The 18369-nt window shown below is 37.1% G+C and carries 14 protein-coding genes and 1 tRNA gene; 9 read left to right on the plus strand and 6 right to left on the minus strand.

Annotated elements, in window-relative coordinates:
- Nucleotides 1-25: 25 nt before the first annotated feature.
- The 3 genes from ACYUCW_RS07345 to ACYUCW_RS07355 all read left to right on the plus strand — a co-directional run bounded on the left by ACYUCW_RS07345 (nt 26) and on the right by ACYUCW_RS07355 (nt 2349).
- On the plus strand, nt 26-1051 hold the full coding sequence (locus tag ACYUCW_RS07345; RefSeq protein WP_004245605.1) for a TerC/Alx family metal homeostasis membrane protein: 1026 nt from the start codon (nt 26-28) through the stop codon (nt 1049-1051).
- Nucleotides 1052-1118: 67 nt separating this feature from the next.
- Complete coding sequence (terD, locus tag ACYUCW_RS07350; protein ID WP_004249446.1) at nt 1119-1697, plus strand: tellurium resistance membrane protein TerD; 579 nt, start codon at nt 1119-1121, stop codon at nt 1695-1697.
- Between the two features lie 76 nt (nt 1698-1773).
- Nucleotides 1774-2349, plus strand: coding sequence for a TerD family protein (locus ACYUCW_RS07355; RefSeq protein ID WP_004245603.1), 576 nt, complete (start codon nt 1774-1776; stop codon nt 2347-2349).
- Nucleotides 2350-2445: 96 nt separating this feature from the next.
- Here the strand turns inward: ACYUCW_RS07355 and ACYUCW_RS07360 are convergent, their stop codons facing one another.
- Nucleotides 2446-3126 carry an HAD family hydrolase gene (locus ACYUCW_RS07360; protein ID WP_004245602.1) on the minus strand — a complete coding sequence of 227 codons (681 nt, stop codon included), beginning with the start codon at nt 3124-3126 and terminating at the stop codon, nt 2446-2448.
- A 400-nt stretch (nt 3127-3526) separates the two neighbouring features.
- Between ACYUCW_RS07360 and ACYUCW_RS07365 the strand changes: the two genes are divergently transcribed.
- The 3 genes from ACYUCW_RS07365 to ACYUCW_RS07375 all read left to right on the plus strand — a co-directional run bounded on the left by ACYUCW_RS07365 (nt 3527) and on the right by ACYUCW_RS07375 (nt 7894).
- A complete protein-coding gene (locus ACYUCW_RS07365; RefSeq protein WP_004245601.1) occupies nt 3527-5095 on the plus strand; it encodes a methyl-accepting chemotaxis protein in 1569 nt (522 codons plus the stop codon).
- A 155-nt stretch (nt 5096-5250) separates the two neighbouring features.
- A complete protein-coding gene (locus ACYUCW_RS07370) occupies nt 5251-6771 on the plus strand; it encodes a methyl-accepting chemotaxis protein (RefSeq protein WP_036907414.1) in 1521 nt (506 codons plus the stop codon).
- 211 nt (nt 6772-6982) lie between these two features.
- The gene (locus tag ACYUCW_RS07375) at nt 6983-7894 is read left to right on the plus strand and encodes a LysR family transcriptional regulator (protein ID WP_107337103.1); all 912 of its coding nucleotides are present in this window, start codon (nt 6983-6985) and stop codon (nt 7892-7894) included.
- Nucleotides 7895-7966: 72 nt separating this feature from the next.
- Here ACYUCW_RS07375 and ACYUCW_RS07380 read toward each other — a convergent pair whose 3' ends face one another.
- Nucleotides 7967-10252: an FdhF/YdeP family oxidoreductase gene (locus tag ACYUCW_RS07380; RefSeq protein ID WP_460408324.1), complete on the minus strand. Its 2286-nt coding sequence runs from the start codon at nt 10250-10252 to the stop codon at nt 7967-7969.
- Nucleotides 10253-10914: 662 nt separating this feature from the next.
- Here ACYUCW_RS07380 and ACYUCW_RS07385 point away from each other — a divergent pair.
- Genes ACYUCW_RS07385 through ACYUCW_RS07395 form a run of 3 tightly spaced genes read left to right on the plus strand, consistent with a single transcriptional unit; the run spans nt 10915 to nt 13431 of the window.
- Nucleotides 10915-12267 carry a cytochrome ubiquinol oxidase subunit I gene (locus ACYUCW_RS07385; RefSeq protein WP_004245592.1) on the plus strand — a complete coding sequence of 451 codons (1353 nt, stop codon included), beginning with the start codon at nt 10915-10917 and terminating at the stop codon, nt 12265-12267.
- Nucleotides 12267-13274 carry a cytochrome d ubiquinol oxidase subunit II gene (gene cydB / locus ACYUCW_RS07390; RefSeq protein ID WP_004250207.1) on the plus strand — a complete coding sequence of 336 codons (1008 nt, stop codon included), beginning with the start codon at nt 12267-12269 and terminating at the stop codon, nt 13272-13274. The genes ACYUCW_RS07385 and cydB overlap by 1 nt, the downstream gene beginning before the upstream one ends.
- Complete coding sequence (locus tag ACYUCW_RS07395) at nt 13252-13431, plus strand: DUF2474 domain-containing protein (protein ID WP_012368332.1); 180 nt, start codon at nt 13252-13254, stop codon at nt 13429-13431. The genes cydB and ACYUCW_RS07395 overlap by 23 nt, the downstream gene beginning before the upstream one ends.
- A gap of 81 nt (nt 13432-13512) precedes the next feature.
- Here ACYUCW_RS07395 and ACYUCW_RS07400 read toward each other — a convergent pair whose 3' ends face one another.
- From ACYUCW_RS07400 to rpoD, 4 genes are all read right to left on the minus strand, one after another.
- Nucleotides 13513-14430, minus strand: coding sequence for a bestrophin family protein (locus ACYUCW_RS07400; protein WP_004245589.1), 918 nt, complete (start codon nt 14428-14430; stop codon nt 13513-13515).
- 255 nt (nt 14431-14685) lie between these two features.
- On the minus strand, nt 14686-15369 hold the full coding sequence (locus tag ACYUCW_RS07405; protein WP_223307204.1) for a DNA-binding protein: 684 nt from the start codon (nt 15367-15369) through the stop codon (nt 14686-14688).
- Nucleotides 15370-15917: 548 nt separating this feature from the next.
- Nucleotides 15918-15994 (minus strand) — tRNA-Ile (locus ACYUCW_RS07410).
- Between the two features lie 383 nt (nt 15995-16377).
- A complete protein-coding gene (rpoD, locus tag ACYUCW_RS07415) occupies nt 16378-18234 on the minus strand; it encodes an RNA polymerase sigma factor RpoD (protein ID WP_460408325.1) in 1857 nt (618 codons plus the stop codon).
- Between the last annotated feature and the right edge of the window lie 135 nt (nt 18235-18369).

Here is an 18369-nt window from a genome sequence, read left to right on the forward strand (position 1 = left end):
TATAGGGAACCGTTTAGGAATAATTATGGTATCCACACATATTGGTTTTCCGACAGAAACTGTCATTGTTTTTGTTGTACTTGCGATAGGCGCTATTTTTATCGATTTATTTATGCATCGTGCAGATAAGCCGATAACGTTAAAGAATGCTGTTTTTTGGTCAATATTCTGGGTAGTCGTTGCCATGGCATTCGCGGGTTTTTTATACGTCCACCATGGTGCAGAAGTTGCAAGCTTATTCGTGACGGGTTATGCATTAGAGAAAGTACTGTCTGTCGATAACCTATTTGTCATGATGGCGATTTTCTCTTGGTTTGCGGTTCCTGATCGTTTCCGTCACCGCATTCTGTATTGGGGGATCATTGGTGCCATTGTATTCCGTGCGATCTTTGTTGCTATTGGTACCGGCTTATTAAGTTTAGGGCCTTACGTTGAGATAGTCTTTGCTCTGATTGTTGCTTGGACAGCCGTAATGATGCTGAGAAGTGGGAATGATAGTGAAGAAATTGAAGACTATTCACAGCATCTTGCTTATCGCTTAGTAAAACGATTTTTCCCTATATGGCCAAAAATTACTGGACATGCCTTCTTATTAACACAAAAAGAGGTTGATGTAGAGTTAGCAAAACCGGAAAACAAAGACATAACTATCGGGCGAGGTACAAAAGCTGCGTTATATGCGACACCGCTTATGTTGTGTGTGGCGGTGGTAGAGCTTTCTGATGTGATGTTTGCTTTCGATTCGGTGCCTGCAATCATTGCCGTTAGTCGTGAGCCACTGATTGTTTATAGTGCAATGATGTTCGCTATTTTGGGCTTACGTACTCTCTACTTTGTGTTAGAGGCATTAAAACAGTATCTGATTCACCTTGAAAAAGCGGTTATTGCATTGCTGTTCTTTATTGCTGTAAAGCTGGGGCTTAATGCAACAGATCATATTTGGCAGCATGGATATAGCATTTCCGCGACAACCAGCCTATTCGTAGTGCTTGGTGTTCTTGCTCTGGGTATTCTGGCAAGTTTTGTATTCCCAGAAAAAAAGAATAAATAAGGTAAATAATGATAACCGATATTCTTGGGAAATTAGAATATCGCAACATAAATTGAAGAGGTTGAAGATGAGCGTTTCTCTTTCTAAAGGTGGTAATGTTTCTTTAAGCAAAGCAGCCCCAACGATGAAAAACGTCCTAGTCGGACTTGGTTGGGATGCCCGTTCTACAGATGGTCAAGATTTTGACTTAGATGCATCTGCATTTCTGTTAGCCGCTAATGGAAAAGTACGTAGCGATGCCGATTTCATTTTTTATAACAACTTAAGATCTGCCGACGGCTCTGTTGTTCACACTGGTGATAACCGAACAGGTGAAGGTGATGGTGATGATGAAGCACTAAAAATCAAACTAGATACCATCCCCAGTGATGTCGAAAAAATTATCTTTGTAGTGACTATCCATGAAGCGCAAGCGCGTCGTCAAAGCTTTGGTCAGGTATCTGGTGCGTTTATTCGTTTAGTTAATGATGACAACCAAATTGAAGTTGCTCGTTATGATTTAACGGAAGATGCATCAACGGAAACGGCGATGTTATTTGGTGAGTTATATCGTCATAACGGTGAGTGGAAATTCCGTGCTGTAGGCCAAGGATATGCAGGGGGCTTAGGCTCAGTATGTGCGCAATATGGTATTAACGCCTCTTAATCGTATGTTATGAAATCACAAATTACTGGCAGTTATTCCTAATTGTCAGTTTATTCAACACAGTAGGAGCTTTGATATGGCTGTTTCCCTTGTTAAAGGTGGTAATGTTTCGCTAACTAAAGAAGCACCAACCATGACGGTGGCTATGGTTGGTTTAGGATGGGATGCCCGCGTGACAGATGGCGCTGAATTTGATTTAGATGCGTCAGTATTCATGGTCGGTGAAGATGGAAAAGTGCTTTCAGATGCAAGTTTTATCTTCTTTAATAATAAAGTGAGCCAATGTGGTAGTGTTGAACACCAAGGCGATAATCGTACTGGAGAAGGCGAAGGTGATGATGAACAAGTCAAAATCACTTTATCCAAAGTTCCTGCTGAAGTGAAAAAACTGGTTTTTGCTGTCACTATTTACGATGCTGAAAACCGCAAACAAAACTTTGGTATGGTGAGCAACAGTTTTATGCGCGTTTATAATAACGACAATAACACTGAAATTGCACGTTTTGATCTTTCTGAAGATGCCTCTACGGAGACGGCGATGATCTTTGGTGAACTCTATCGTCATGGTTCAGATTGGAAATTTAAAGCAGTAGGCCAAGGTTTTGCGGGTGGTTTAGGCGCACTAGCCGCACAACATGGCGTCAATATTTAATCTTTCGCTAATAAAAGCGCCAAGATGGCTAGATAAATAGTTAGTTTATGGATAAAGCGGGAAAATACGTTTCCCGCTTTATTTTTATATAATCACTTATGAGTCTTTTTTAAGCGTTATTTTAATAGGTGATTTTTTTGACTTATTACTTCCTGTGTGGAAATAGCGCCAATGTGGATCTTGTGCAGCATAGAGTAATTCATGATCACCACGTGAATCGCCCCACGCTCTTAAGTGGTATTGAGTAAGATCGCCATAGACACGCTCTAATCGTTTGATTTTTTCGCCACAACGGCAGTTATTGCCAATGATTTTTCCTGTCAGCACACCATCAACCACTTCAAGTGTTGTTCCTATTAACTTTATACCAAGTCGATCCGCAAAAGGTTGCAACACCATAGCTGGAGAAGCTGAACAAATGGTCACTTCAGCATGACGGTTAATCTCTTCAGCAACGGCTAATAAACCTGCAGGACGCATTAACTTAGTCCAGTAAGCTTTACAAAAGGCTTCGGCTTTTTCTTTGAGCCATTCTTCTTTGATATCGGTTAAAAAAGTTTTAATCAGCACTTCTTTTAATTCATCACGAGTCAGTTTACGTCTAAAACAACGTAATGTGGGGAATACCATTTTGATAATACGACGAGCAAATTTACGACGCCCAAAGGCAAACTTTAGAAAAGGGATAAAGCTATCGTGATAGGTTAAAGTACCATCAAAATCAAACACTGATAATGTTTTTACGGTGTTTTTTGCGTTTTCAAATTGTGGTTGCATAAATATTGAGCTCCGTAAATCATCAGAGTTTATGAGGTAAAGCGCCTATTATATCATTGTTCTCAAAATGAGATAGTATCATCAGTATCTTATTGAAAAAATAAGGTTTTTATTTTTAATCGTTGATGATATTAGTCATATAAAATGAAAATTGATATTGAGCATAAAGAAGAATGCACTAATTGATAGCGGATTATGTTTTAAAAGAATTGGTTTGTTTTATTTTATAATATACCAATAATTATAGCAGTTATTAAAAATAACTTATTTTGTTTATGATATAAAAATTTATTTAAAATAAAAATCAATGACCTAGTGTTATCTCTAATAATTAAATAAAAATATCATTGTGTCGATAAAAAATAAATCTTATCGATATGCGCATATAGGTATTTTTATCATGAGTATTAAACGAACCGTAAAATTAGGCTCTTCTTTACTGTTATTGATTTTTATTCTATCGTCTGCCTTATCTTCATTTTTTATTTATAAAATGCAAAACAATTTTACTCAAGTTGATGTCTTATCTGCACGTTATGACGATGTGTTGATGGCTCGTTATCAACTGGCTATTATGCGTTCTAATGTCAATTATCTATTACAAGACAAAGATAGTCGTGTCGCAGATCGTAACAAAATTATTCAGCAAAATAAAAAGCTAGCTATCATGGCTAAAAACACCATGGAAACATGGGTGAAAGAGAAGAAAATGACTGTTGCAGCACAAAAAAATGCTGATGATATTTCGACGTTATTTTATAATCTGATAGATAAATTAGTTTTAGATCCTAATAAATTAGCGACAATAAAGATAAAAGCTAATCAATTTGATCAAGATTTTGAACATCTTGATCAATTATTTGAAAAATATATTCAGACTAGAAATAAAAATAGTCTCTACCTTACTCATAAACAAGATTCAATGGTTGAGTTTTCTATCTACTCAACAATTATCTCATTAATTATTTTATTAATTGTTTTGTACTTTGTGCTTCATTGGATCAATAAAACCTTTGTTTCTAATCTTAATACATTGTCTGAGATATTAAATAAAGTAGGTAATGCTGACTTGGTTTTTTCTGTACCACAAGTAAAAAATGATGAGTTTGGTAAACTTTTTTCTCGTGTCAGTGATATGCAAAAAGCATTAACCTCGACAATCTTTTCTGTCAAAAAAGAGGCTATGGATATAAAAGGGGGCGCATTTAAAATTGCTTCTGGTAATCAAGAGCTTTCATCTCGTACAGAAGAACAATCCAGTGCGTTACAACAAACCGCTGCCAGTATGGAGCAGATCAAAATAGCCGTTGCTAACAATACCGATAATACAATTGAAGCAAATAATATTATTAATCAATCTACTGACATTGTTATGGATGGCGCTAATGTCATGAAAGAAGCTGTATTATCGATGAAGAAAATAGAACAAGGTGCAGTGAAAGTTGGGGAAATTAATGATGTTATTAATAAATTAGCCAATCAAACTAATATTTTGGCCTTAAATGCTGCCGTAGAAGCAGCAAGAGCTGGCGAGCAAGGGCGTGGGTTCACCGTTGTGGCCGCTGAGGTACGGAACTTAGCCGCAAAAAGTGCTGAAGCAGCAAAAGAGATTAGCCAAGTTCTTAAAGCATCTATCAATGATGTTACCTATGGTACAAATTTAGTTAATAAAAGCGGTGAGTGCATGCAAGAGATTGTCTCTTCCATTTCAAAAGTAAACAAGATCATGCAAGGGATTAGTTTAGCGTCGGAAGAGCAACGTCTTGGTGTCGAACAAATTGCAGTAGCAATTAATCAAATGGATACGGTAGTACAACAAAATGCCTCTTTGGTCGATCTCGCCGCCTCTTCTACCATGATGTTAAACGATAAAGCACAAGTGCTGATGGATAATGTCGCAGTCTTTAATATTGACGATCTTGAAAAAGAGCCAGAGCAGAAACAAGAGTTAATCAATGAACAAGAATAAACTACGATAATAGTATAAAACATCATCTTTTATCACTGAGGGTGGTGTGTGTAAAACATTTGTGTCGATAATTCTGATTAATGAGTAAATAAAATCTATCCACTGCCGATATATGAATACATTTATGTTATTTAATTACCGGGGTGGATTATTTCATGAGTATTGAAAGAACAGCGAAAGTAGGCTCTATTATACTATTAGCTATTTTCTTAGTGACATCAGCTTTATCATCGTTTTTTATTTATCAAATGCAGGATAATTTTGCTTCATTAAACTCGTTAACCACGAGATTAAATAATGTACAAGAGGCAAGATATGAACTAGCAACCATACGCTCTCATGTTAACTTTTTAGTCAATATTGGTCATGAAAATTTAGATATGCAAGAAACCAAAGCTCGATTAGTTTCTGAAGCTAAAACATTAGCGGCTAAATCAAAAGAGACAATTAACGCTTGGGAAAGGGAAAGCAAAATCAGTGCTGACGCACAAAGAAACTCAGAACAATTATCGGCACTATTTATCAAACTCGTCGATACTATTATTGCGCCTATTGATACGCTAGCTTATGAAAATATTGATTTATCGAAAGATTTTTCAAAACTTGCTGAGTTGTTTGATGAATACTTAGTGATAACTCAAAATGTTAATGATCAAATTGAAGACGAACAAAAATGGATGTTTCAACTCTTTATTTACACTACATGTATTGCTTTAGTGATACTGATTGGACTGCTTTATTTAGTGATCCGTTGGGTTAATAAAACCTTTCTCTTTAACCTCAATACACTCTCTGCCATTTTGCAAAAAGTGGGAGAAGGGAATTTAAACTTCTCGTTACCCAAAAATAGAAAAGATGAGTTTGGTACACTATTTTCTCATGTCGGTGATATGCAAAATGCACTGACATCGACTATTGGTTTGGTGAAAGAAGAAGCATTAGTGATCAAAAGCGGTTCAGCAGAAATCGCAGCGGGTAATCAAGATCTCTCTTCTCGTACAGAAGAGCAAGCGAGTGCATTGCAACAAACCGCAGCCAGCATGGAAGAGATAAAAATTGCGGTAGTGAATAATACCAATAATGCCGTATTAGCAAACTCTATCACAGCACAAACGCGTGATTTGGCTATCGATGGCGCTAGCATTATGAATGATGCCATTACTTCGATGAAAAAAATTGAAGTCGGTACGTTAAAAGTCGCTGAAATCAATGACGTGGTAAACAATATTGCCAGTCAAACCAATATTCTTGCGTTGAATGCGGCAGTGGAAGCCGCTCGTGCAGGGGAGCAAGGGCGGGGTTTTACAGTTGTTGCAACAGAGGTTCGCAATTTAGCAGCCAGAAGTGCGGAAGCCGCTCGTGAAATTAATCAGATTATTCGAGCTTCTGTGGCGGATGTCGCACATGGTCGTGAACTGGTTAATAAAACCGGTGAGCATATACAAGAAATTGTCACCTCAATTACCAAAGTAAGCGATATTATGCAGGGAATTAGCATTGCATCGGAAGAGCAAAAAGTGGGAATTGAACAAATAGCCGTCGCGATAAATCAAATGGATTCTGTCGTTCAGCAAAATGCGGCTTTAGTAGAACAAGGAGCCACCTCAACCATGATGTTAGATGAAAAAGCACAAAATCTGACCGATAAAGTATCAGTTTTTCAAATCAAAGAATAAGCTTATCTTTAATTAATACATTAATATTTTAGTAAAAATAAACTCACCTTAGTTGAAATATTAGGGTGAGTTTTTTTATTTTATGGCTAATCGATAAGGCGATTATTTCTTTTCTCTTCGTTTATTATTGAAAAATAATTATAGACAGCGCAAACTTTAGTGTTGTTAATAGTGCAATATAAAAACAGATAACTATTCCCTTCACCTGCAAATGACGAGGTTATTGCGTATCGATATTAAACAGTTATTTTATTTAATCGCTTTGGATAAAACGCAACATTTTGGTCAAGCTGCCGAGATGTGCCATGTTACGCAACCTACCTTATCAATGCGATTACGTAATTTAGAAAAAGAGCTTGATGTGGTTCTTATCAAGCGTAGCTCTCGCTTTGAGGGATTTACCGAAGAAGGCGAGAAAATATTAAAATGGGCGAAAACTATGCAATCTGCTTACGATGGATTACAAGCAGAAGCCGCTAACTTTCGACAGCAACTATTTGGGCAACTGCGTATAGGTATTGTGCCTTTAACCAATTTAAATCCTATGCTGATGTTGCAGAAAATATCGGCACTATTCCCTGAGATAAGTTTTCAAGTGCTCTCAACGAATAGTGAAAATATTATAGATCGACTTAATAGTAATAGTCTTGATATTGGTATCTGCTATTTGGAAAAAGCGAATACTCAACAGCATGAAATTTATGCATTAAAACAAACGGAGTTAGGGCTTTTATTTCATCGCAATCACTTTATGCCTTCAACAAGAACTATCTCGTGGCATGAAGCGGTTAAACAACCATTGGCTTTATTAAATAAAGAGAATCACTTTAGGCAATCCGTGGATTTAGCTTTTCAGCGTTATAACTTACACCCCAAGGTGTTGGTCGAAAGTAGTTCTACATTACATCTTATACAATCAGTTAATGCAGGGTTTTGCGCTTCGATTGTCCCTATTGCTAAAGGTATGGAAAATCTCAGCCAAGATCTCAATGTTGTACCTATTGTTGATGCAACCATTAATGCCCCATTGGGGATTGTGATCCGCAAAGAAGAGCCGCGCTCTATATTAATTGAAAAATGCTTTGCACAAATGCGTACTTACTTAGAAAGTACAGGTCTATAGATGGATAGAGATAAAAAGGCGAGTATTAATAAATAGCTCGCCTTTGTTTTTTGTTTTGCGTATGAATTATGATTAAGCGACTTGTGTTTTTTTATCATAAATTCTGACAGGTATTGCTTTATAAGAGGGGGTTCCACTCTCTTTATCAATATAATCTAATGGTACAAGGACATTGGCTTCTGGGTAATAAGCGGCCACTGTGCCAGGGGCAATGCTAAATGAAACAACAGTTATATTATCAAGCTGTAGTTTTCTATTTTCGCTGACCGTTTCAATGGTGACTTTATCACCTTCGTTTAAGCCTCTTGCTATCATATCGACATTATTCATAAACAGTATATCGCGTCTACCAAAGATGCCACGATAGCGATCATCAAGTGCATAAATGGTCGTATTATATTGGTCATGACTACGAATAGTGACTAAACGAAGAACATCATCACCCATGACCATTTTATTCTCTTTCACACCTTTAAATACCGAGAACATGGCTTTACCTGTGGGGGTATCCCAAACTCTCTCAACGGCAGGGAGTGGCATACGGAAACCCCCGGGAACACGAATTCGTTGGTTGTAATTATCAAATCCGGGAATGGTTTTTTCAATCATATCGCGAATAAGATCATAACTTTCCGTAAATCTTAGCCATGGGGTTTTGCTATCTGTCAGTGTTGCAGCAGCCATTTTTGCAACAATGACAGGCTCTGATTTTAATAATGGTGAAGCGGGTGTTAATTTACCAGAAGAGGCATGCACCATTGACATTGAGTCTTCGACCGTGATGGATTGACGACCTAATGCTTGTACATCTAATTCTGTTCTCCCCAAGCAAGGTAATATAAAGGTATTTTTTGCCGTTAATAAATGTGAGCGATTTAATTTAGTGCCGATGTGTACACTTAAATCAAGCTTTCTCATTGCAGCAAATGACTGTTGAGGGTCGGGTAATGCCACGGCAAAATTACCCCCTAAACAAATTAACGCTTTTGCTTTGCCATCAACCATTGCTTGCATTGCGTTAACTGCATCGTGACCATGTTTATAAGGTGGTTTAAAACCAAAAGTTTGTTCTATTTTTTGTAAAAATTCGACAGATGGTTTTTCTGTGATCCCAACAGTTCGGTTACCTTGCACATTAGAGTGCCCACGTAATGGACATATGCCAGCACCCGGCTTACCAATATTCCCTTTCATTAATAACAAATCAGCAATCAGACGCACATTCGCTGTACCTTTGTTATGTTGGGTGATCCCCATACCATAGGTAATAATGGTGGCCGGAGAATTGGCATAAAGGAGTGCGACACCCTCAATATCTGCTTGCGAAAGGCCACTTTCACTTTCAATATCTTGCCAAGAAGTTTGTTTAAGATCTTCAACTACGGCTTCAAAACCTAGTGTATGCTCAGCAATAAAATCGTGGTCGAGAATATCTCCACGCTCATTATCCCACTCAATTAAGGTTTTCATAATGCCTTTTAACGCCGCAGCATCACCACCGGCTTTGACTTGATAATAAGATGAGGCGATATTGGTTGAGCTATAAGTCGCCATCTCAATAACACTTTGAGGGTCGGTAAATCGCTCTAAAGCACGTTCTTTCAATGGATTAAATACAACAATAGGTACACCACGACGAGCTACTTCATGCAGTGTTCCCATCATTCTTGGGTGATTAGTTCCAGGGTTATGTCCAATGGCAATAATGAGTTGAGTGTTATCAAAGTCATCTAAAGAAACTGTGCCTTTACCTATGCCAATCGATTGAGGTAAGCCTACACTAGTCGGTTCATGACACATATTTGAGCAATCAGGAAAATTATTGGTGCCATATTCTCGCGCAAACAGTTGGAATAGATACGCGGCTTCGTTGGAAGCTCTACCTGAGGTGTAGAATTCAACACTATCAGGTGATGGCATATTTCTTAATAGCTCACCAATACGAGTAAATGCTTGCTCCCAAGTCACAGGACGAAGAGTGTCAGTATCTGCATCATAAGCGAGAGGATGGGTTAAACGACCGTAGCCTTCTAATTCGAAGTCTGACTTTGTCAGCAATTCTGTTACGGTATGTTGTGCTAAAAATTCAGGTGTGACTCTTTTTTTTGTTGCTTCCCATGTGACCGCTTTAGCTCCATTTTCACAAAATTGGAAAGTAGAATGATGCTCTTTGTCTGGCCATGCACAGCCGGGGCAATCAAAACCATCAGGCTGATTAGTATTAAGCAATGTTTTAGGTGCAATAAAAGCATCCATTTGAGTGCGTACCGCGATAGCTGTTGCTTTTAATGCCCCCCATCCTCCTGCGGGTCCATTATAGGGTTTCACTCCAGGAATAGGTGATTTTTTCTTACTCATATAGACATTCCTAAAACGTTAATAATAATATTTAATGATGAATAGTTAGCAGGTGAATATAAAAAGCAATAAGGTTATATAATTTAAAATATATTTCTTACTAGAAATAAAGGATATATTTAGACTTATTAATACCAATAAATAATAATTTATTGGTATTAAAGTTATATAATCTGCAATTCTTCTGTTACTTAAGAAGTTAAAATAATGTAATTATATTGTCAATGAGTAAAATAGGCTAAATGACGCTTTATAACTTTATTTTATATGATGATAGAGCATATCTATCGTGTGATAAAATCAATTTATTTGACTCTCTGTTATTACTTGGTTAAAAATGTTAATACGCTAATGGACAAGTTTTTTAAACTTGATTTATTGAAAAAATGACGAAATAACAGTTTGTTGGCTACCATGGTATCGTTATGTGATTTATTACGTAATGATTTTTTGTTGTTCTCTTTTTTAGTAATTAAGAGAGGGGGATTTAAATAGTATATCTATATAAACTCACTATCTTCAGTTTTTACTTTCTGAAAATAAAGTGAGGTTAATCAGCATTCATAATAAAAACTAAATAAGATTTTTGTGAGAAAAATATAATTAGGATAATAGAAAATGAATAAATTTATAGAATATAGATTTATATCGAGAGAGGCATTATGTTTGGATTAGATGCTTTTCACCTAGCAAGAATACAATTCGCGTTTACCGTTTCATTTCATATTATATTCCCTGCTATCACCATAGGATTAGCTAGCTTTCTAGCCCTATTAGAAGGCTTATGGTTAAAAACAAAAGAACCAAGTTACCTTTCTTTATATCAGTTTTGGATAAAAATTTTTGCCGTAAACTTTGGCATGGGGGTGGTATCAGGGTTAGTGATGGCATATCAATTCGGGACTAACTGGAGTGGTTTTTCACAATTTGCCGGTAGTATCACAGGGCCGATGCTAACTTATGAAGTCTTGACCGCCTTTTTCTTAGAAGCGGGATTTCTTGGCATTATGTTGTTTGGTTGGAATAAAGTGGGGCGAAAACTTCACTTCTTTGCAACTTGTATGGTAGCGCTTGGCACATTGATTTCTACTTTTTGGATCTTGTCATCCAATAGTTGGATGCAAACACCACAAGGCTATGCTATTGAAAATGGTGTTGTCGTGCCTGTTGATTGGCTACAGGTCGTGTTTAATCCTTCCTTCCCTTACCGTTTATTGCATATGTCTATTGGGGCTTTTTTAGCCAGTGCTTTATTTATCGCCTCTTGTGCCGCATGGTTATTATTAAAAGGACAAAATACAGCACCTGTACGAAAAATGTTTTCTATGGCCTTATGGTTAGTACTAATTATTGCCCCCATACAAGCGTTTGTAGGAGATGCTCATGGATTAAATACACTAGAACATCAACCGGCTAAAATCGCAGCTATAGAAGGGCATTGGGATAATGCAACGAAAGAAGCGACTCCGCTGATTTTATTTGGCATCCCAGATATGGCGGAAGAAAAAACAAAATATGCGATTGAAATTCCTTATTTAGGTAGCCTGATCCTTACCCATAGTTTAGATAAGCAAATTCCGGCATTAAAAAGTTTTGCACCGGAAGATAGACCTAATTCTAGCATTATATTTTGGTCATTTAGAGTCATGGCAGGATTAGGTATGCTGATGATTTGTTTAGGTTTGTTGAGTATTATTTTACGTAAGAAGAAAAGACTCTATCACTCACCCTTTTTCTTACGCTTTGCTTTATTAATGGGGCCTACAGGACTGATTGCGATCCTTGCGGGGTGGTTTACCACAGAAATTGGCCGTCAGCCTTGGGTTGTTTATGGTCTACAACGTACCAAAGATGCCGTTTCTGCTCATGGTGATATTCAAATGAGTTTGAGCTTATTGGCCTTTATTTTGGTTTATTTTTCAGTATTTGGCATCGGGTATTTTTATATGGTGCATCTGATGAAGAAAGGCCCTGTAGTGCTTAAATCCGACCAATTAACACAGGGTGAAAAATAATGAATATTGATTTTTCGATGATTTGGTTTGCGATCATTATTTTTGCCACACTTATGTATATTATTGCAGATGGATTTGATCTGGGGATTGGCATTATTTTGCCTTTTACCCGAGATAAAATACAAAGAGATACCATGATTAATAGTGTGGCACCAGTTTGGGACGGCAATGAAACATGGTTAGTATTAGGAGGGGCTGCGCTCTATGGTGCTTTTCCTCTTGCCTATGCAGTTATTATTGATGCGTTAACAATACCACTGACATTGATGCTTATTGGGCTTATTTTCCGTGGTGTGGCATTTGAATTTCGCGTTAATGCACTTCCTAAACATCGCCTATTTTGGGATTCAGCTTTTATTGGTGGCTCTTTTCTTGCTACTTTTTGCCAAGGGATCACAGTAGGTGCAGTTATTAATGGTTTTAATGTGACAGAGCGTCATTTCAGTGGCTCGGCATTGGATTGGTTAACACCATTCCCTATTTTCTGTGGTTTTGCTTTGTTAGTCACTTATGCATTGTTAGGCAGTTCATGGTTGATTATGAAAACAGAGCATCAACTGCATCGTAAAATGTGCACTATAACGGTGTATCTGGCTATTACATTGCTGGTGGTGATTGCAATAGTAAGCTTATGGACACCACTTACACATGCAGATATTGCACAACGCTGGTTTAGTTTACCTAATTTATACTTTTTATTACCTGTTCCGTTGCTCGTATTGGCTTGTGCTTGGGGCATTGTTCGTAGTGCCTATAACTATGGTCATTATCAGCCTTTTCTATTATCACTTTTATTGGTACTTATTGGTTTTGCAGGATTAGGGATCAGTATCTTTCCTTATATTATTCCACCTTCTATTTCGATTTGGCAGGCGGCAGCTCCTGTTTTAAGTCAGAAATTTATGTTAGTTGGGGCGGTTATAATTATTCCTGTGATATTAGCCTATACCAGTTGGAGTTATTATGTATTTCGTGGAAAGGTAAATGCCAATGAAAGTTATCATTAGTCATTTTTTAACAATAAAACCAACGAAAAATAAAGCTCGTTGGTATCAACAAATCGGATGGATGATAATTATTTGGTCTTTAAGTGTATTAAGTCTTGCAATTATCGCCTCATTATTTAAATTATTAATGTACAGCGCAGGAATGAGAACGCATTAATAACATAAAAAATGTATTGTTAATAAAAAAGGCAGTGTTATTAATTAACACTGCCTTTTTTATTTGTTTTTATTTTATTAATTACAATAAATTATAATATTGGTCGGGTTTAACTTTGATGGGGAGTGGGGTGATATCTTGCATCTCTAATAAATTCCTTTCTATGGTGTTACATATTGCATTTAATGGTAAGTCATTGGCAGAAACACCGAATGGATCTTCTAACTCTTCAGCTAATGAGTCCCAAGATAAAAAAGTATAAGAGATAAATACGGAAACAAATGGCGTCATATAGTGGAGATCGGCAACCAATGCAAAAGGTAGCAGAGCACAGAATAGATATACCGTACGTTGCAATATGAGCGTATAGGCAAAAGGTACAGGAGTATTTGAAATACGTTCACAGCCACCCAATACATCAGATAAGTTATTAATATCTTTATTAATTGATTGAAAGATAACATCACTTATTACTTTGTTATCTCGCAATTCGCCAATTTTTAGGCCAATATGCAATAAAATCCGATTAGTGGGGTAAGGGCTATTCATTATCTCATCAAATAAAGGTCGGGGTAAGAGGCGATAGAGATCGACCATTGGGTTTGTTTTTCTTAGCTCATGTTTTAGACTCCAACTAAAAGCAATAAGTAGATTAGAAAAGTCACGATTAAATTGTTTATCTTCCGGTAATAAGGCTTTTATATTTCTTAATATGTTGCGATGGGTAATTAACATATTTCCCCATAATGTCCTTGCCTCCACAAGTCGGCTATAACTTGCATTATTTCTAAAACCAAGAAATATTGCGATAGCAATACCTAATAAACTAAATGGGGCAACAGTTAAATGAATACCTAATAACTCATACCATTGATAAACCAAAATAGCGATAATAGACATTGCAATATTAAGACATAAGCGAAAGATTATTTTTGATAGCACTGAACCGTGCCAATCAAATAACCGAAAAAACCAGTGTTGATTAGGACGTATGACCATAATAATAGTGATATAAAAAGAAAGTTTGTTAAGTTATTATCGCAATAAAATAAATAATAATCTAATTAATTCTATTGAAAGATTAAGGTTGTTATATCAACAATATAGTTGATATAGCCCAGTCCGAAAGTTCAGACTTTCATAATACACTTAATTTCTTTCCTCATCTTCAGAAAGGGAATAATTCAAATGCTGAACCAATGGGGTATTTTCAAAAAAAACTTAAGATTTTTAAGTTTGTTTTTGTCCATCACTTCAAACCCTTATAATTCCATTCTCTTTTCTTATGTATTCAATACAAATATTCAAAAGACCTTCAGTGACATAACTCAGAAATGCAAGCTCTTCATCTAGCCACTGGCGTAACTGTTCTTCGGTAACAGAATAAACCTCATTATCAAAAATTTGAGATCCTTCGTTTTCTTCATTAACATAGCACCCGATCACTTCATCAAATAAAACCGTGCCTTTAAACTCGTTATATAAATCCATATCTGTACACATCCGCTCCAGTGGGAGTAATTCCTGCGACCCAAAATAGTCATCCAATTCTTCATTGGTATAAATAGCGGATTTGAGAATATGTTTCCATACATGTTCTGGACAGTATTTTTTTGTATTAATTAAACTAAATCGTTCTAGCCCGCTTTCTTCGATGGGTTCTGGATAGATAGTAATGAAAGCGGAGTATGTAAAAGTAAATTTTTTGCGTAATAGCTCCATTAATAACGGATTTACTTTTTCATATTTTTCATAATCAGTGTGTAGGGATTCAAGCATTGTTCTTAAGGTTATGAGACATTGGCATTTTTCAAAAAGAGTTTTGCTTATTGTTGCAGCATAAACAGCTTGCTTTGCTTCTTTTTCATAATCTTCAATATTGTTATACTCTTTGAAGGTTTTAAAATTCTTTTCAGTTATTGTATTTTTTCTTGCCAACCATAAAACTCTAATCCTGCAAATAACCATCAAAACAATTAGAAATAACAAAAAACCAAGAAAAAAATACATACCGACCCTTATAAAATAATAATTACAATTTTTTATAATAATATAATACTTACCTTAAATTAATTATATTTTTTATGTAGTTAAAAAAACAAAAATCTGGTTTTTATATTGGAACGATTTACCTACATCTCCATCAAATTTCGTCAGTAGTAAGGAGGGGGATCTGTATATGCTGAGCACAGTTTGTCACAAATACACCAAACTACATGGTCGGTTTTGTGATGCGCTTCCGCGTGCTGGCGAACTGTCCGTTAAGCTGGTGGCTATAGAGATTTTTGAAACTGAAATGAATTACAAATATATTGGGGAAAATTAGCATGACATACTTTGAGAAAATAAAAGTTGTCGTAACATGTCATGAAAAAAATTAGGGCAGTAAAAAAATCTCAGGGGACAAAAAGGGGGCAGTAACCCTTAGATACAAAAAAGCCACTTACTAAGAAGTGGCTTAATATGCTGATTTAACAGCTAAAATTTGGTGGCCCCTACTGGACTTGAACCAGTGACCAATCGATTATGAGTCGACTGCTCTAACCAACTGAGCTAAGGGGCCTTAATGGTGTGAGATTATACGTGCCATTTGAGGCGAGGTCTAGCCTTTGTGTGACTGTATGCGCAATTTGTGTTCAATATAGAGCAGAAAAAATAAATTAAATAATAATCTTTTATTTCAATAAGATAGTCTAAAAAGAAAGACTTGATGAGTAAAAAATCGACAAGGGTAAAAATAAAAGGGTGATTTTTTGTAAATAGAGGTAGAAAAAATCAGCAAATTTTTAGCGAAGACGATAGCGGTTACTTAAGATAGACCAAAAAGAGAATAGGAATGATAAAAGTAAATTATCAGCGCTGAGAACAGATATGGTTTAGACCAGATAATAAAAAACGCCTGTGAGTCACAGGCGTTTGTATTACTACCAAAATCAAAGAGATTGATTATTCATCAAGGAAGCTACGTAGCACTTCAGAACGGCTTGGGTGGCGTAATTTACGCAACGCTTTTGCTTCAATCTGACGGATACGTTCACGGGTAACATCAAATTGTTTACCCACTTCTTCCAATGTATGGTCGGTATTCATATCGATACCAAAGCGCATACGCAGGACTTTAGCTTCACGCAGTGTTAAACCACCTAATACTTCGTGTGTCGCTGAACGTAAGCTTTCTGATGTTGCTGAATCCAGAGGTAATTCGAGGGTAGTATCCTCGATAAAATCACCTAAATGTGAATCTTCATCGTCACCAATTGGGGTTTCCATGGAGATAGGCTCTTTAGCGATTTTTAGTACCTTACGGATTTTATCTTCAGGCATCAGCATACGTTCTGCAAGCTCTTCTGGTGAAGGCTCACGTCCCATCTCTTGCAACATTTGGCGCGAGATACGGTTTAGCTTATTAATCGTTTCAATCATATGTACCGGAATACGAATGGTACGTGCCTGATCGGCGATTGAACGAGTAATAGCCTGACGGATCCACCATGTTGCATAAGTTGAGAACTTATAACCACGACGATATTCAAATTTATCAACCGCTTTCATTAGACCAATATTCCCTTCCTGGATCAGGTCAAGGAACTGTAGGCCACGGTTGGTATATTTTTTCGCGATAGAGATAACTAAACGTAAGTTCGCTTCGACCATCTCTTTTTTCGCACGGCGTGCTTTTGCTTCACCGATAGACATACGACGGTTAATATCTTTAACCTGTTCGATTGTCAGTCCTGTTTCAACTTCAATTTGTTGTAACTTTTGTAAGCTACGTTGTACTTCTTCTTCAATACCTGCCAGTTTTTCAGACCAAGGTTTATTCATCGCACGAGCGGCAGTAAACCATGTGTCATTAGTTTCATTTCCTGTAAACAGAGTAATGAAGTTTTTCTTAGGCATTTTGACCTGATCAACACAAAGACGCATGATGTGACGCTCTTGAGCATGGACTCTGTCCATCATTTCACGCATGTTGTTAACCAGATAATCAAACTGTTTTGGCACTAAGCGGAACTGTTTGAAAATTTCTGATAACTGTAAAATTTCCAGTTCGGTATCTTTATGATTACGACCTTTGGCCTTAATAGATTGACGCGTTTTTTCGTACTGTTCACGAAGCTCGGTGAATTTTTGGCGAGCAAGTTCAGGATCGATGCTGTTATCATCATCGCTATCACTGTCTGTGTCGCTATCTTCATCTTCGTCTTCATCTTCGTCATCGGCGCTGTTGTCGATTTCATCGTCGTCTTTGCCTAAATTGACATCATCACTTTCTGCCACTTCTTCGGCATTAGGGTCAATAAAGGCAGTAATTAAATCAGAAAGACGCGCTTCACCGGCTTCAACACGATCATATTGTTCAAGAAGATAAGTGATTGCTTCAGGATATTCAGCAACTGAGCATTGAACTTGGTTAATACCATCTTCAATGCGTTTTGCGATATCAATTTCACCTTCCCGGGTGAGCAGTTCAACGGTTCCCATTTCGCGCATATACATACGCACAGGATCGGTTGTACGGCCAATTTCAGATTCTACACTAGAAAGTACCTGAGCAGCGGCTTCGACAGCATCATCATCAGTGTCATTTGAATTTTCTGCCAACATCAGATCATCGGCATCAGGTGCTTCTTCCATGACCTGAATGCCCATGTCGTTAATCATCTGGATGATGTCTTCGATTTGATCTGAATCGACGATATCTTCCGGCAGATGGTCATTGACCTCAGCATAGGTCAGGTAGCCTTGCTCCTTACCTTTCGTAACAAGTAGCTTCAGCTGTGACTGCGGGTTTTGCTCCATAAGACGGTATCCACACTTCAAAGTAATTTGGGTTGGTGTCGGTCGGCGATAAACGGTTCAGCCAACAATAACTACGGAGGGGCATTTTCATTGTCGATTGCTACGATCCCCTCAGCGTAGCAAATGTAGGTTATT

The sequence above is a fragment of the Proteus sp. MB838 genome (assembly GCF_054767435.1).

What these genes read in the sequence shown, in the direction of transcription:
- ACYUCW_RS07395 (WP_012368332.1), top strand. Translation starts at nt 13,252, where the DNA reads ATGCCAATGAAAGTTATCATTAGTCATTTTTTAACAATAAAACCAACG.
- rpoD (WP_460408325.1), bottom strand. Translation starts at nt 18,234, where the DNA reads ATGGAGCAAAACCCGCAGTCACAGCTGAAGCTACTTGTTACGAAAGGT.
- cydB (WP_004250207.1), top strand. Translation starts at nt 12,267, where the DNA reads ATGAATATTGATTTTTCGATGATTTGGTTTGCGATCATTATTTTTGCC.
- ACYUCW_RS07365 (WP_004245601.1), top strand. Translation starts at nt 3,527, where the DNA reads ATGAGTATTAAACGAACCGTAAAATTAGGCTCTTCTTTACTGTTATTG.
- ACYUCW_RS07355 (WP_004245603.1), top strand. Translation starts at nt 1,774, where the DNA reads ATGGCTGTTTCCCTTGTTAAAGGTGGTAATGTTTCGCTAACTAAAGAA.
- terD (WP_004249446.1), top strand. Translation starts at nt 1,119, where the DNA reads ATGAGCGTTTCTCTTTCTAAAGGTGGTAATGTTTCTTTAAGCAAAGCA.
- ACYUCW_RS07400 (WP_004245589.1), bottom strand. Translation starts at nt 14,430, where the DNA reads ATGGTCATACGTCCTAATCAACACTGGTTTTTTCGGTTATTTGATTGG.
- ACYUCW_RS07345 (WP_004245605.1), top strand. Translation starts at nt 26, where the DNA reads ATGGTATCCACACATATTGGTTTTCCGACAGAAACTGTCATTGTTTTT.
- ACYUCW_RS07380 (WP_460408324.1), bottom strand. Translation starts at nt 10,252, where the DNA reads ATGAGTAAGAAAAAATCACCTATTCCTGGAGTGAAACCCTATAATGGA.
- ACYUCW_RS07385 (WP_004245592.1), top strand. Translation starts at nt 10,915, where the DNA reads ATGTTTGGATTAGATGCTTTTCACCTAGCAAGAATACAATTCGCGTTT.
- ACYUCW_RS07375 (WP_107337103.1), top strand. Translation starts at nt 6,983, where the DNA reads ATGACGAGGTTATTGCGTATCGATATTAAACAGTTATTTTATTTAATC.
- ACYUCW_RS07370 (WP_036907414.1), top strand. Translation starts at nt 5,251, where the DNA reads ATGAGTATTGAAAGAACAGCGAAAGTAGGCTCTATTATACTATTAGCT.
- ACYUCW_RS07360 (WP_004245602.1), bottom strand. Translation starts at nt 3,126, where the DNA reads ATGCAACCACAATTTGAAAACGCAAAAAACACCGTAAAAACATTATCA.